Source organism: Flectobacillus roseus (genome assembly GCF_030056595.1).
In the GTDB taxonomy this organism is placed as follows: domain Bacteria; phylum Bacteroidota; class Bacteroidia; order Cytophagales; family Spirosomataceae; genus Flectobacillus; species Flectobacillus roseus.
In genome coordinates, this window is sequence record NZ_JASHIF010000011.1 from 98,945 (window position 1) to 114,998 (window position 16,054).

Consider the following 16,054-nt stretch of genomic DNA (forward strand, 5'->3'; position numbering starts at 1 on the left):
CAACCTCAAGCAAAAATAGAGAAAGCGCAAGATTTATTGAAATATGGACGAAGAAAACAATTTAGTGAATTATGATTGAGTGGATGAGTGATTAACAGTCCATATTCTAACGATAGAGACGCAATGCTTTTCGTTTAGAAATTTGAAATCTAAAAAAGGCGGTCGAAAAACTCGTTTCGACCGCCTTTTTATATGCTAAAAATCCTCAATACATTTCTTATTTTACCGCAGTAATATCTGAAACTGCGAAAAGAGCTTTGTCTTTTGCTTCAGGATTTACAAAAACGAAATATAGGTTTTGTGTACCTGTAGCATCTGCCAAACCTAATTTTACGGGTTGTGTATTGCCTTTACCTACCTCAGCCGAACTCAATACTTTACCTGTAGGAGAGCCAATATGTAACTCGATTTTGCCACCTACAGTACGATCGTCAGAAGCGAAAGCTGCCACATCAAAAGCCTTTAAGCCTGTAAGGTCAATGTTTTCGAAGCCAATATATCCTTGGTTTTTAGTAGCCGCTACGATTTCACCCAAACCATCAACTTTTAGCTTTTGAGTTTCTTTTTGAACGTCATAGCTTGTTGCTCTAAATTTGGCACTTCTCAAGGTAACAGTTTTGGTAGCATTTTGAGCTCCAAGGTTTCCTGCGCCTTTGTCGGTATAACTAGCTGAGAAAATGTACGTACCAGCTTTGCCAGTATCTTTCGTTAGGTACTCACCTTTTACTGGCTTGCTTGCTTTGCTGTCATCCGCCAACGACAAGATGTATTTTACCATTTCGGTAGCATCTGCTTTGCTTACTTGTGGGTGCGCAGCCATAGCTTGTTCGCCCCAAACGCCACCACCACCTTTGATGATTTTGTCAGAAAGTTTACCTTCGATTTGGAAAACACCTTTATATTTCTTGGCTACTTCTTTATACGCAGGTCCAATAGATTTCTTATCGATTGAGTGACAAGCTTTACAGTCTGACAATTCAATCAAGCGTTTTCCTGACAATACACTCATATTTTGTTGGTGACCTTGTGCAATAATGGTTTTGTCAAATCCTTCAAGATAGTCGATATTTACTTGTACATCTTCTGCTTTGATTTTTTTGTTATCTAAAGAACCATCTTCTTTGTCAGCAACTTTTACTTCGTAAGCTACTTTCTCATCGTTCCAATAGAATGACTTATTGCCTTTGATGTTCAAGGCTACTTTCGGAATATCATTTCCTACTTTAATTTCTACAGAAGCCTCTGATACATTACCTGCTACATCTTTTACTTTGAGTGTAGCCTGATAAATACCTGATTTTGTAAAAGTAAAACTAGGGTTGTTTAGCTTACTTTTTGGTGCACCTTTTCCAAAAGACCATTCGTAACTAAGCACATCGCCATCATAATCTTTTGTACCTACAGAAGAGAAATTTACTTTGAGTGGCACAGAGCCAGCTACCTTATCAGCACTAATTTGAACTACAGGCTTACGGTTGCCAGCATTGAATTCGATACGAGACAAACGAGCATCTTCATTCTGAGCAAACCAGTTTTGACCATATTCCAATACATATAAAGCACCATCTTTAGCAAATTGCATATCCATTGGGTGACTAAATACCGTATTTGGCATAAAGCGCTCCATCGAAACAAAATCACCGTTTGGTTTCATCGTAACGATATTGATAAAGTCACGTGCCCAGTCATAAGCAAAGAATTTTCCATCAAAGTATTTCGGAAACTTGACATTCGAGTTTTGATAATCATTGATATAGTACACAGGGCCACCCATGGCATTACGTCCGCCTTTACCAACAATAGGGCCAAACTCTGGCGAGTCTGCATACGGATAGTAAATAAAGGCTTTTTGTGCTGGAGGTAATTCTCTCAAACCTGTATTATGCGGAGAATCGTTGATAGGTTTCAGTGGGTCAAACTTGCTACCTGTTGACTTATCTTCAAAGTTACGTTGATTATAAGCGCGGTTGTCAGCAACAAACAAAGGCCAACCAAAATAACCAGCTTTACGAGCTTGGTTTACTTCATCATGACCACGAGGACCGTATTTGTCTGAGTTTTCACCCGCATCTGGACCAACTTCTCCCCAATACAAATAACCAGTGTGTTTATCTACTGAAATACGATAAGGGTTACGATTACCCATTACATAAATTTCAGGACGAGCTTTTTCAGTACCTACAGGGAAAAGGTTACCTTCTGGAATGGTGTAAGAACCGTCGTCAGTTGGTTTAATTCTTAAGATTTTTCCTCTTAAATCGTTAGTATTTGATGAGGTAGCACGAGCATCCCAACCTGCACGACCTGCACGGTTGTCGATAGGAGCAAAGCCCTCTGACGCAAATGGGTTGGTGTCATCGCCAGTCGAGAGATATAGATTACCTTTATTGTCCCATTCGATAGAGCCACCAGTGTGACAACAATCGGTACGTTTTACTGGAACTCTTAACAACGTTTTTTCAGAAGCAAATACCAGTGTATCTTTTACATCGTCATAAACAAATCTAGAAAGTCGGTTGGCAGTATCAGCACCCGCAACTTCATAAGACGGACTATAGAACAAGTAAATCCATTTGTTTTGATTGTATTTTGGGTCAATATTTATGCCCATCAAACCATATTCAAATTTTGAATATACGCGCAAGTCGGCTGCTACTTTAGTTTTTTTCGTAACAGGATTATATACTTTTAATAAACCTTTTCTTTCAGTAAATAACACTTTACCGTTATCCAAAACTGCCAATTCGGTTGGCTCATCAAGGTTTTTGTCTAATACAATTTTGGTAAAACGGTTTTCTTCAGGAGCATATTCGCTACGAGCTTTTGAGTAGTCTAATGCCGAACCAGAAGCAGCCCATTGCAAGCCACCCCAAATATGAGTCATCGGAATTTCGTCTGAGAAAGTCTCGTGTGTATGTCCCCAGTTAGTATAAAATGCACGTCCACCGTCATATTCATGATACCAAGACATAGGGTGAAAATCACCCATTTTACCTTCTTTGTAAGAGTTTTCGTCTACCGTAATTAGCACTTTAACGTCTTTGTTAAACTCTTTAAAGTCATAGAATTCATCTTTTCTTTCAAAAGTCGTAGGCAAAGTACCTGTCGAGATATGGTTTTTATCGGTTACCGTAAATTTACCCATCTGAACATTCGATACATTTTTGCCAGGGTGACCATTAAAATACCCACCAACTAACTTACCATACCAAGGCCAGTCGTATTCGGTGTCTGATGCCGCATGCACTCCCATAAAACCGCCGCCTGCTTGGATATAGCGCTCGAAGGCAATTTGTTGGGCAGGGTTGAGCACATCGCCTGTAGTACTCATAAAGATGACAACTGCATACTTTTTAAGATTGTCTTCCGTGAACTTTGATGCATTTTCGGTAGTATCTACGCCAAAGCCGTATTTCTGACCAAGATCTTGCATCCCCTTAATGCCATAAGGAATTGAACTATGGCGAAAACCAGCAGTTTTGGAAAACACTAGTACTTTTTTGCCCTGCAAAGGATTGGAGGTCTGTGCCTTTAGAGAGAGAATGGCTAAAGAGAAGAGAGCCATTAAGGCGAGCCTTAATTTTTTCATAATAAATTGTAATTGGATAGTTTGAAAGAAACCAATATAGATAAATACGTTTTTGAATAATATCAAAATTAACCAAAAAACTGCTTGTGTTCTATACTGTTCTGTAATTGTAGCTGAATATAATTAAAAAAAGTTGAATTAGGATAGTTTTTAGATGTTATAAGGGTAGTTGAGTTGTGTTAGAAAAGACTAAATTTGCGGTTAGTGCTTTGATACAAAGGACTTCAAAAATTAATTCACTTCAATATCTTTAGCGGACAAGGTGTTAGACAAGAAGGTCTTTCATTTTGTGTGAAAACTTATTAAAAACTATGCGTCTTATCAAACGAATCTTAATGGGACTACTTATTGTAGTCGTGCTATTGGGGCTGGGAGTATTTGTCTGGCTCAAGTCTAAAGTGGCAAATCATGACCAAGAAATAAATTTACAAGGTCTCACACAACCTGTGGAGGTACTGTGGGATGATTTTGGAATACCTCATATTTATGCCCAAACCGAAGAAGACGCCTATTTTGCGTTGGGATATGTGCATGCACAAGAAAGACTTTTCCAGATGGAAGCCCTTCGTCGCTTGGCGGATGGACGTCTCTCAGAGGTATTTGGCGATATGGCTTTGGAGAGTGATAAGTTTTTTAGAAGTCTTGGTTTTAGAAAATATGCTGAACAAACCATCGCACAGTATCCTAAAAATGAAGGCTATGTTAAAGCTGCTTCGGCGTATGTGAATGGAGTCAATGCTTTTATCGAAAATGGAGATACGCCTGTAGAGTTTGAATTGTTGAAAATTCCGAAAACGCCTTTTTCAAATCTAGATTTACATATTATTCAAGGATATATGGGTTTTTCTTTTGCTGATGCTTTTCGCACCGATCCTTTGATGACCTATATTCAACAAAGTCTTGGCGAAGAATACACCAAGGATTTGGTAACAACTTGGGCAACTAATGCCGAAAAAATCCCTGTTACTAAAGGCAATGAAAAAGAGATAGCGTTCCGTAAAGGTGCAGAGTCAGTACAAAACTTGTTGGCATTGGGTAATCAAGTGCTTGAATTACAAAAAGCAGCGCCGTTTCCTACGTTTCATGGTTCTAATTCATGGGTTGTAGCTGGTAGCAAAACAAAAAGTAAAGGCGTAATTTTTAGTAATGATACTCATATTGCTTTTTCTCAACCTTCGGTATTTTTTGAGGCTAATTTGGTTTATCCTAATCAAAACTTTTATGGAAACTTTATCGCAGGTATTCCTATGGCTGTGATTGGGCATAACGACAAAGCTGGTTGGGGCTTAACAATGTTTGAAAATGATGATGTTGATTTTTATAGAGAAAAAATAAATCCTGCAAATGCCAATCAGGTTTGGTTTAAAGACCATTGGGAAGATTTGTCTATTAGAAAAGAAGTCATTAAAGTAAAAGGAAAACCAGATGTGGCTGTGCAATATCGCTCGTCGAGACATGGCGTTCTGATTAATGAGTTTGATAAGAAGTTTGTTCATGAAAAATCACCAGTAGCCTTGTGGTGGGTATTAACACAATTTCCTGATCGCTCTTTAAAAGTCTTCTACGATTTGGCACATGCCACCGATGTCAAACAAGCAGAGGCTGCCGCTTCGATGATTCATTTCCCTGGTCTGAATGTGATGTATGGCGATGCCAAGGGCAATATTGCTTGGTGGGCATCAGCAAAACTTCCCAAGCGTCCTGCTCATGTAAAACCTTATATGATTCTGGATGGCGCTAGTGGCAAAGATGAGATAGAGGGCTGGTTAGATTTTTCTCAAAATCCTCATGCTGTTAATCCTGCAAGTGGTTTTGTGTACTCTGCCAATAACCAACCTGAGGATATGGGTACGGGCTTGGTAGCAGGTTACTATGTTGCGCCAGATCGTGCGACTCGTATTAAACAGTTGCTCAATACGCCCAAAAATGATTGGACTACAGAGGATATGCACCAGATGATTACTGAGCATAAAAGCGCTATGGCGCCAATTGTGATTCAAAGTATTGCTCCAATTATTAAATCAACAGGACATACAGAACTCTTGACTTGGGATGGTACACACGATTTGGAAGACATAGAACCAACGATTTATTACAGATTTTTGTATCGTATGTACGAGGCTACTTTCAAAGACGAACTAGGTGCTGAAGGATTCAAAGCGTTTATCAATTCTCAAACTATGAAGCGTTCTTTACAAAACTTTATCGTTAATGATACTTCTAAATGGTGGGATAATAAGGATACAAAAAATGTAGAAACGCGTACGCAGATTATTCAATCAGCAATAAATCAGTCTTATACAGATTTGGCGGCTCAACTTGGAACGGATAAAAAGGCGTGGTATTGGCAAAAAGTTCACACGCTCGAGCACGTGCATCCTGTAGGTAGACAAAAGCCTTTGAACAAACTCTTTAATGTAGGACCTTTACCAGCTATGGCAGGTAAAGAGGTAATCAATAATCTTGATTTTCCACTTGATTCTTCAGGATATTACAAGGTTAGTTATGGCCCAGCTTTGCGTCGTGTGATAGATTTCTCAAAACCTTTTGAAGGACAAAGTATTAACCCAACTGGACAGTCTGGGTACTTTATGAGCAAACATTACGATGACCAAGCTCGTATGTATGTAGAAGGTAAATTTAGAGGAGAACTTATTCGAAAAGAAGATGTAGAAAAAGTTAAATCAGGTAAGCAGGTATTGAAGCCAAAACAATAAAAGGCGTAAAGTGACAAAGGCACAGAGGCACAAAGTGATTCATTTAGAACACTTTGTACCTCTGTGCCTTTGTCACTGTTCACTCCAAAACTCTTACCAATCACGGCGATGATGATGACCTCTTTCTGGTACAACAATAACCACTCGGTCACGTCCTCGGCGATTGTTGTATGAATAAGAATCATATCTTCTAGGGTTGTTGCGAATATCGTATGGGTTGCGCGGATCTACAGGAAAGTAGCGGTTAGCCCATTGTTGGCGATGTGAGCAATAACTATAGGTATCGCAATTGCAACGGTAATCATAGTCATTATAACGACCTTGTGAACGATTGTCATACACAGGACGAGGGTCATAAGGATTTCTGGTATCAAAAACTCTACTACGCTCATCATACGGGTTACGAGGATCTATGGGATATTCACGGCTACGGTCATTTCTCGAATAGTCATCATAGCGATTGTCATTGTAAGGATTATTTCTGTTATAGTCATCACGGCGGTCATAGCCTTGAGCAAAAGTAGAGCTTGCAACCAATACAAGCCCTAGGCTCAAGATAGCGATAGTGGAAAGAAATATGTTACGTTTCATAGCACTTAGTTGATTTTTGATTGAGAATTTGACTATAAAACGGGTGGCTGATTCTGCATATTTTGACCCTATGTGTTAATGATTTGTTAAACCAAAATCTAACTGAAATCTAATCCTGTAGCGCTAACTTTTCGTATAACTTGCATGTTCAAATAGCAAAGGAAAAAGCCATCATAACTATGCTTTGATTCCTGTCAAACAGACAAATAAACAATGACAACTGAAATTCTTATTTCACTGCTTACCCTGATTGTGTTAGAAATCGTTTTGGGTATCGACAACATTATTTTTATTTCTATTCTCTCCGATAAACTTCCTCCCGAAAATCGTAAAAAAGCGCGATTGGTAGGTTTGAGTCTTGCGCTAGTTTTGCGTCTAATCTTATTGGCAGGTATTAGCTGGATCATGAAGCTCGATAAAACCTTAATGACGGTTTCGGGGATAGATTTTTCGGGAAAAGACTTAATTCTTATTGCAGGGGGCTTTTTCTTACTGTATAAAAGTAACAAAGAGATTTTTGAAAAAACAGAAGAGGGAGAGCATGCTAGTTCGACACCAGTACCCAAATCATTTGTCAAAATCATTGGGCAGATTTTATTGCTAGATTTAGTCTTTTCGATTGACAGTATTATTACAGCAGTGGGTTTGGTAGATGAGTTATGGGTGATGTATGCCGCCGTAATTGTTTCTATTTCGATTATGTTGGCGGTAGCAGGGGCTATTAGTAGCTTTATTAGCAAACATCCATCGTTGAAGATTTTGGCGTTATGTTTTCTAATGATGATTGGAGTTACGCTAATTGCCGAAGGATTAGATTTCCATATTCCGAAACAATATATCTATTTCTCAATGGCATTTTCATTCTTTGTAAACATGATGCAAATTAGAAAAACGAGCAAATAATTTGCAGGCTAGCTGTAGAGACGCAAAGCATTGCGTCTCTACAGATGAGTCAGGTAGCAAAAAAGCGGTCGAAAAAACAATTTTCGACCGCTTTTTTGATGAAATTGAAAGAATCATCCTAGTTTCAGAATGGTTCATGTTTATTCATCACTTTCCCAAAAATTAAGTAATCGTGCAGAATTAATTCTAATGAATGAGGTAAAATATTAGTAATCAAAAATTTATACTCAAAACTCATCACTCACAATTCAGCACTCATACTCACTTACTTATTCACATCCATTGTTCTTGTCAACGTAGTGGGTTTAGAGGTATCTAGCACTACAGTTTTACGAATCGTTTCATGACCGTCGCTGATTTCGAAAGTATATTTTCCATCACCAAGCTCAGACATATCAAATTTACCATGATACGACTCTGTATTTTTACGAACAGTGGAGGTATTTAGGATTTCGCCATCTTCGTTTTTCAAGGTAATCGTTACCGATTTTCCAATGATTTTTTCAAGCATGATATTCATTTTGGCTGCACCTTTGGTTTGGTACATGCCTATTCTGAATGTTTTGGCTTTGGCAGTGTAATTACTGTTATTGTCGTTATTGTCGGCTAATGAGACAAATGAAGTCAAAGCCATTAAAATTAATACTACAGGTTTAAAGAGCGTTTTCATATTATTGAATGAGAAGTTTAAATGAGGCTTACCGTCTTTACAGACATTCAGCATATTAGATTAAAGAGGAATTTTACTGCGCTGTTGGCTTGTGGCTTTCAGCAATTTATATATTCAAAAAGAGGTTTAGCCTTTATATATATTCAAAAAAAGAGGTTTTACATGACTTGTAATCTTTCAATTGTCGGCGGTCAGTTATTGGCAATTACCAATACCCGACCACCGATGCCCAGATGCATAGCGTTCGTCAGGCGCTAGGATTGGACTATTTATTAACTGTCAGGTTTCTTGTTGTTTCTTGCGTTTCAGGAGACTGAAGATTTACAGTCTTAACAATTTTCTCGGTTCCGTCAGTGATTTCGAAAGTATAAACTCCGTCTTCCAACTGGCTCATGTCAAACTTACCGTAATACGAAGGGGTATTTTTCGCAACATACTCTTGGTGTAATACTTTTCCCGAAGGGTCTTTCAAGATAATCTTTACCTTTTTATCGGTTACTTTTTCAAGCATCAAATTCATGTTTAGTGAATTTTTGCTTTTGAACATGCCAACTTCAAACGTCTTCGTCTTATTTGCGTTGTTGTTGTCGTTGTTTGCGAAACTAACTACAGATAAAACTGTTAATGCAGAGATTGAGAAGAGTTGAGCGAACGTTTTCATGACTTTTATAAATGTTTAGAAAGTTAAACCTTAATGCTTGATTACGTGATCAAGAAGAAAAGCTTTGATTGAGAGTTAATTTTTAAAACTGTTTTTGAATCTTTTACTTACTTGTTGTGCTGAATTCTTGTGTCAAAGATATATGTTTAAGCCAGTACCTTGCAATACAAAATACCATAATCGGTCGTCTAGTCGGTTGAATGGTAAAAATCTCGGTACAAATTGTTGAGATATTGACTAAACTGGTAGGATATATGGATTAACGGTTAAGGCAGGGCTTTTCTTTGCGAATTCTATCCATAAGATGCAGGCAAAAGCAGAGATGTTGCATGAAGATTGAAAAAAATATTTTTTTTGAAAAGGGATAAAGGCTTGTAGGAGCAAAGGCACAAAGAGAAATGAGTCCTTTCTATTTTCAAATCATCAAATTTTCAAATTACATGATACCCATCAAACCCTGTAGCCATTCTTAAAGTCCGCATACCATTCTTACAATCTTTCTTACTGGACAGCTTTCTACAATATAATATTGTATCAAGTAATTCGAGAAGATTTTGTAAATTTCATTCTTTACAAATCTACATTCATACTTTACCCTCAAAATCAAAACTATGTCAACAGAAGAAAAAAGCATTGGGAAGAAAATTCTGAGTTTCTTTATTCAAGATGCCCCCGAATCATCGCCAGCTACGCCAAGCCAAAGCGTAATACCTGAGCCTCAAGCTACACCTGTTAGTCAGAATGTAGTACGACCACCAGAGACGAATGCTAGTACGGATAAGAAGTTTGTTGACCATTTTGTACAACTACTCGAAAAAGCGAATCTTCCGGGAGCCGACTATTTTGAGTTTATGCAAACCATGAAGAGCTTGTCGGGCTTGGGCTTATCTGAAGAAAAGCAGTTTCAGGCCGCTTGGGCAAGTTTTAGAACGATGGGAGGTGTTTCGGACATTAATATATTGGTCAATACCGCCAATCAATATGTCCAAATGCTTGAAAATGACAAAGCCGCCTTTCTGAAAGATGCTGATGCGGCTATTAAAGAGCGTGTGGGCAATCTGCAAAATCAGGTAAAACAAATGCAAGATGAAAACAAGCAAATGGCCGAACAGATTATTGCTTTACAAAAGAAGATAGAACAAAATAATAGCAGCATTGAGAAAGTATCGGGAGATATTGAAGAACAAAGTGCCAAAATCAATAATAACAAAGCAGGCTATCAGGTTACACATGATTTCTTTGTTGACCAAATCAAGTCTGATATTTTCAAGATACAAGAACATTTGTTGAAATAAGTAATCGTGCAGAATAAGATTTAAGTTATGTGTTTTAGGGATAAGGCAACAGGCACAAGGCACAGAGTGTTAAAATGTTTTTATTAACCACAGCCATGCTTTTTTACAAAGCCCACCGCCGAAAGCTGATACCTGAATGCCTTAGGCACAAAAATTAAATTCTATTTTGCCCACTAACTTAAGCTTCTAAACTTTTAAATTACTCGTGTCTCGTTACTAAACTAACTATGCACGAATAGAAATTAACCAAAACCAATTAAACTAATGGCAGATTTATCACAGATTGGAGGAGGTGATGCTCCCCAGAAATCATTTTGGAGTAAACCTGAAGGTGTTACCTCATTGTTGTTCTTAGGCGCAGCAGGAGCGGTAGGCTTGTATTACTTCAACAAGATTGTTGAGTTTTTGATTAAAGTAACTGAAAATACGCTTTATCTGGGCGCCTTGTTGGCGGTATTAGGTTTGTTTGTGTTTTTGATAACAAGTAAAGATGTTCGTACAGCGGCATTTTTCTTGTTCAAAACTACGATGCGCAAAATTGCAGGTTTGGTGATTCAGCTAGATCCTATCGCAATCATGAAAATCTATATCGAAGATTTGAAAGAAAAGCGTCAAAAAATGTCTGGCCAAATCGATATTTTGGCAGGTCAGTTGGTTAAACTGAATAAGAAAATCAATGAAAATAATGACCAAATCAAGCAAAAATTTGCGGAGGCTAACAAGGCAAATACGATGATTGATAAGCCAGGCATGAGAGAAGCTGCCTCGTTGGCAACGATAGAAGGGGCTGGTTTGCAAGAAATGAATGAGAAGTTGTTGCCTTTACAACGTAACATGAAGACCGTATTGAGCTTTATGGAAAAGGTACAATCATCAGCAGATTATATTATCAAAGAAACCGAAATCAAGGTGAAATTGAAAGAGGCTGAATACGAAATCGTAAAAAGTAGCTCAAATGCCTTGAAAACAGCCATCAGTATTTTTAAAGGAAATCCTGATAAAAAATTCTACTTCGATGAGTCGATGGAATACATCCAAGACGATATGAGTAAGAAACTAGGCGAAATGAAGCGTGCGATGGATTTGTCAATGGACTTTATCAATGGTGTAGATATTCAAAATGGTATTTTGACAGACAAAGGTCAAGCCATGCTTGAAGCTTACAATAGTGGTGAGTTCAAATTGATTAGTCTGGATTCGTCTCCAAGTACAGGTTCTACCACGCCACATATTCCTCCTGCGAAGGATTCAGGATATAAAGGTTTGTTAGAATAAGTAATTGTGCAGAATGAGATTAAAGTTATGTGTTTAGGCAACAGGCACTAGGCAAAGAGTGTTAAAATGTTTTTTATTACCCACAGCCATGCTTTTTTCCAAAACCCACCGCCGAAAGCCGTTACCTGAAAGCCCAAAGCATAATCTTAAATTTTATTTTGCCCACTAACTTAGTTACCCCAGCGAGAGGCAATAATATGTCTCTCGCTTTTTTTATAGCAAAGCCCTTCCCTAAATAATTCAATCCTTCGTTTGTGATTAGCTAGAGAAGCTATAATTTTGCAAACCTTATCCAAAGGCAAATGGTCGGCTAAGTAGTTGACTTTAAAGTTGCAAAAATTACAACTTCATGGCTAAAAATCGCTTATCAGAATCAGTTTCGGCATCGACATCAGTACCTAACACGGAAAAATCCAAATCAGTATATTTCCCGAATCTTAACGGAGTACGGTTTATTGCGGCTTTTAGTGTGTTGGTACACCATATCGAGCAAGCAAAAGCTGCTTTTGGTTTGCCCAATTTATATTCCAATCATATCATCAAACACGCAGGAAAACAGGGCGTTGGCTTATTCTTTGTCTTGAGTGGTTTTTTGATTACCTATTTGTTGCTTAGTGAAAAAAGCAAAAACAATAGTATCAATATCAAGAACTTCTATGTTCGTCGTGTGCTTCGTATATGGCCTATTTATTACATTATTGTACTTTTAGGCACCTTGGTGTTACCTCATTTCAAACTTTTCTATTGGCAATCTGCTGCAGAGGTATTAAGCAATGCAGAGGCTTTTTGGCCTCGACTGTCATTGCTAATGATGATTTTGCCTAACCTTAGCTTTATTTTTTACGAGCTACCCTATCTCTGTTCACAAACTTGGTCGATTGGCGTCGAAGAGCAATTCTATTACCTTTGGCCTTGGTTGATTCGTGCTAATTCGTGGAAATCCAGATTAGGGATTATTGCTATTTTTATATTAGGTACAGCCTCTATCTTCTTGATTTACTTTTTCTTTTTTACCAATAATACCATCGACGAATTGCCTAAATATGTATTTTTCTTTTTTAGTCAATTTCGTATTATGATGATGGTTATGGGTGGAATAGGAGCTTATTTGGTATTTACCAAGCACTCAATTCTAGCATTTCTATTTCAGAGAAAAGTACAATTTGTCGTATATGGTATTTTACTGACAATTATTATCTCAGGCTACGAGTTTAAGGGAATAAATCTTGAATTATTAAGTGTTTTCTTCTGCTATTTTATCGTTAATGTTGCCGTAAACCCTCAGTCGATTATAAATCTTGAGCAATCAGTGGTTTCTTATTTAGGTAAGATTTCCTACGGACTTTACATCTATCATATTGCAATCAACGTTGCTATTATGAACCTTTTACAGCCTTATCAACAAACATGGTCGCTGGGTGTGTATAACTTGGTTATGTATGGGCTAACCATCGGTTTGACGATTGCGGTAGCAAGTTTATCTTTCCACTTTTTAGAACAAAAACTATTAGCTTTGAAGGTGAAGTTTAGTCACTAGTCCTTAGAGCAAATCATATCTTATGCCAATTATCGGAGTATTTATTGCTAAGCTTATTGCGATGAGCTTGGCGTTTGTTGCCCAATATATTTTATGGAAAAAATATGCAAGCTTTCAAACATGGCTTACTCAAAATAAAGTAGGAGTAGTGAGTGCGTTGGTGGTTTTAACACGTATTATTCCATTCATTTTAGTTTTTGTGATTCTCAAAGAAGAACCACGAGGCGATGTTCCCTTCTTTTATTACAAAGCCTCTCACGCAGTGCATCTCGATTTGGTTTATCGTGATTTTTGGTCATTTCATGCCCCCATTTTTTCCTATATTATTGCTTTACCTTTATTGATTGTCGATCATGCTAGTTCGATTGTCGCCTTGATGATGGTGGGAGAGTTAATTTGTGTGTGGTTGACTTACAAGCATTATAAAACTGTATCATCGGAGGCTTATGCCAAACTGCTTCATTATTTGATGTTGCCAGCGCCTATTATTATATGTTTGTTAGGTGGCCAAGAAGATATTTGGTTGTGGGGTTTTGCTTTAGGAGCTTTGATGATTTGGAAGAAATCCAATAGCGATTTTCGTATGGGTTTAATGTTTGCGTTGTCATTACTTTGTTTAAAAGTAACCGTCGCCTTTTTCTTATTTCCGCTATTTTTTCTGATAAAAGATAAGTTTAAGTTTATCCTGAGCATGGCATTGGTTGGTATTCCAAGTTTGGCTTTGCTTTACTACTTGGTTGGTTGGGATTTTTTGATGTTGATTAAACATACCGAAGACCCATATTCTCCCAACTTATTTTCTGTTTTGCGTCCTTTGATTGGTGCTAGCGTCAATATTACTAAAATGAACTGGCTGGGGCTTGGGCTATTTTTGCCACTAGCAACTTGGATTGGTTATAGCGTCAGAAATAAATCTTTCGAACGAGCATTTCCTCTGTTGTTTATCCTCACTTATGGCTTAATGCAGCTGTTTTTGCCAAGTGCGATGGCTTATTATATGTTTATATATTTGGTCATTATTGTATTTGAGTTGTGGCAACATACAGATGGCAAATTCTTGTTTGTGCTGTTATTGCTCAACTTTCTCCTGATTGTCGAACCATTTGTGTACGTGTATCACAACAATCCAGTTTTTGATAGTTTTGCAAAATTATCGAATGCGGGTTATGCTTTAGAATATCTCTTGCAATGGGCATTCGTAATCACGCTTATTTATGTGTTACGCGCGTGTTATTTGCGCCTGAAAGTTTTACCAGAACTAGCTCATAAATAGGGAATTAATCAGATAGTTTCCGAAAAAACTGGGTGATGGCAAGACTTTTCCGTAACTTTGCAGTTCACAAAAAATTGACTGAGGCGAGCGGCAAAAGAAAAACAGCTTGCGAATCAGTAAGTTACAAGTTATGACTTTCGAAGAATTTGATTTAAATAGACAATTACTCAATGCTATCGCCGATGCTGGATACGAGACCCCAAGTCCGATTCAGGAACAGGCTATTCCATTGGTAATGTCAGGGCATGATGTATTAGGAATCGCACAAACGGGTACAGGCAAAACAGCAGCGTATTTGTTGCCAATTTTGATGAAAATCAAATACGCCCAAGGTATGCACCCACGTGTATTGATATTGGCACCCACCCGTGAATTGGTGATGCAGATAGATGCTACCATTACCCAATTGGCTACTTATACGGATATTCGCCACGTGGCAATTTATGGAGGGTTAGGTCCTAAAACACAGATAGAAACTATTAAAGCAGGTGTTGACATTTTGGTAGCTACACCGGGGCGCTTTATGGATATTTACCTCAAGGGCGAGTTGGTGGTAAAAGAACTTAAAACCCTTGTGCTTGACGAAGCCGACAAAATGATGGATATGGGTTTTATGCCACAAATTCGTGGTATTTTGGAGGTAATTCCTTCTAAAAAACGCCAAAATCTATTGTTTTCTGCCACATTCCCACCACGAGTAGAAAACCTGTCGCATGAGTTTTTGGAGTTTCCCAAAAAAGTAGAAGTAAGTCCACAGGCTACAACAGCCGAAATGGTCAATCAGATATTGTATGAACTACCCAACTTCAAAACCAAAATCAATCTGTTAGGCTCGTTAATGACTGATTCGGAGCGTTTCAATCGTGTGATTGTTTTTTGTAGAAGTAAAGAAGTAGCAGATAATATCTTTAAATTTTTAGCCAGAAAAGTCGTTCCTGAAGAAAGAATCCGAGTGATTCATGCCAACAAGGGGCAAAATACCCGTATCAACTCAATGGATGATTTCCGTGAAGGGAATATTCAGGTATTGGTAGCCACCGACGTAGCAGCAAGAGGAATTGATATTCAGATGGTAAGTCACGTTATCAATTTTGACGTTCCTATCATTTATGAAGATTATGTACACCGAATTGGTCGTACAGGTCGTGCCAATCAAACGGGTGAGGCGATTACCTTCATGACCATTGCCGAAGAATATCATATCAAGAAGATTGAGAAAATCATCAAGATGCAGATTCCTCGTTATGAGCTACCAGAAGGCTTAACTATAGAGCAGACGCCATTTATCGAAAATCAAGAAATGCTTCGTGAAATAGATGCTCAGCGTAAGAAGGAAGACCCTACTTTTAAAGGAGCTTTTCACGAGAAAAAAGATATTAAAGTAAAGAGTAAAGAAAAGCAGGAACGCCAAAAGAAAAAGATCGTAGCAGGGGGTAAAGGACCTAAAAATGGTAGTTTTGGTGCGAAGGCAGGAGCAAGTTCTTCAAGAAGAAATACAAAGCGTAGATAATAAACTGGTATTCTATGCGTTAAAATAAGGAGC

General features: G+C 38.0%; 11 protein-coding genes. 7 read left to right on the top strand and 4 right to left on the bottom strand.

Going from position 1 to position 16,054, the window contains the following annotated elements; translation table 11 throughout:
* Positions 1-217 precede the first annotated feature (217 nt).
* Positions 218-3,589, bottom strand: coding sequence for a ThuA domain-containing protein (locus QM524_RS14515; RefSeq protein WP_283345134.1), 3,372 nt, complete (start codon positions 3,587-3,589; stop codon positions 218-220).
* 311 nt (positions 3,590-3,900) lie between these two features.
* On the opposite strand from QM524_RS14515, the gene QM524_RS14520 reads away from it, so the two are divergent.
* A complete protein-coding gene (locus QM524_RS14520; RefSeq protein WP_283345135.1) occupies positions 3,901-6,306 on the top strand; it encodes a penicillin acylase family protein in 2,406 nt (801 codons plus the stop codon).
* A gap of 93 nt (positions 6,307-6,399) precedes the next feature.
* On the opposite strand, the gene QM524_RS14525 is transcribed toward QM524_RS14520, so the two are convergent.
* On the bottom strand, positions 6,400-6,897 hold the full coding sequence (locus QM524_RS14525; RefSeq protein ID WP_283345136.1) for a hypothetical protein: 498 nt from the start codon (positions 6,895-6,897) through the stop codon (positions 6,400-6,402).
* Between the two features lie 213 nt (positions 6,898-7,110).
* Between QM524_RS14525 and QM524_RS14530 the strand changes: the two genes are divergently transcribed.
* Entirely contained in the window at positions 7,111-7,800 is a 690-nt protein-coding gene (locus QM524_RS14530) for a TerC family protein (RefSeq protein ID WP_283345137.1), read from the top strand.
* A gap of 265 nt (positions 7,801-8,065) precedes the next feature.
* On the opposite strand, the gene QM524_RS14535 is transcribed toward QM524_RS14530, so the two are convergent.
* The gene (locus QM524_RS14535) at positions 8,066-8,470 is read right to left on the bottom strand and encodes a hypothetical protein (RefSeq protein WP_283345138.1); all 405 of its coding nucleotides are present in this window, start codon (positions 8,468-8,470) and stop codon (positions 8,066-8,068) included.
* A 265-nt stretch (positions 8,471-8,735) separates the two neighbouring features.
* Complete coding sequence (locus QM524_RS14540) at positions 8,736-9,131, bottom strand: hypothetical protein (protein WP_166579605.1); 396 nt, start codon at positions 9,129-9,131, stop codon at positions 8,736-8,738.
* Positions 9,132-9,742: 611 nt separating this feature from the next.
* Between QM524_RS14540 and QM524_RS14545 the strand changes: the two genes are divergently transcribed.
* The 5 genes from QM524_RS14545 to QM524_RS14565 all read left to right on the top strand — a co-directional run bounded on the left by QM524_RS14545 (position 9,743) and on the right by QM524_RS14565 (position 16,021).
* The gene (locus QM524_RS14545) at positions 9,743-10,426 is read left to right on the top strand and encodes a tropomyosin (RefSeq protein WP_283345139.1); all 684 of its coding nucleotides are present in this window, start codon (positions 9,743-9,745) and stop codon (positions 10,424-10,426) included.
* A 264-nt stretch (positions 10,427-10,690) separates the two neighbouring features.
* Positions 10,691-11,701, top strand: a complete 1,011-nt coding sequence (locus QM524_RS14550; RefSeq protein ID WP_283345140.1) for a hypothetical protein — start codon at positions 10,691-10,693, stop codon at positions 11,699-11,701.
* Between the two features lie 349 nt (positions 11,702-12,050).
* Positions 12,051-13,238: an acyltransferase family protein gene (locus QM524_RS14555; protein ID WP_095166268.1), complete on the top strand. Its 1,188-nt coding sequence runs from the start codon at positions 12,051-12,053 to the stop codon at positions 13,236-13,238.
* Positions 13,239-13,260: 22 nt separating this feature from the next.
* Positions 13,261-14,511: a hypothetical protein gene (locus QM524_RS14560; RefSeq protein ID WP_283345141.1), complete on the top strand. Its 1,251-nt coding sequence runs from the start codon at positions 13,261-13,263 to the stop codon at positions 14,509-14,511.
* Between the two features lie 130 nt (positions 14,512-14,641).
* Positions 14,642-16,021, top strand: a complete 1,380-nt coding sequence (locus QM524_RS14565) for a DEAD/DEAH box helicase (protein ID WP_166579702.1) — start codon at positions 14,642-14,644, stop codon at positions 16,019-16,021.
* Positions 16,022-16,054 lie beyond the last annotated feature (33 nt).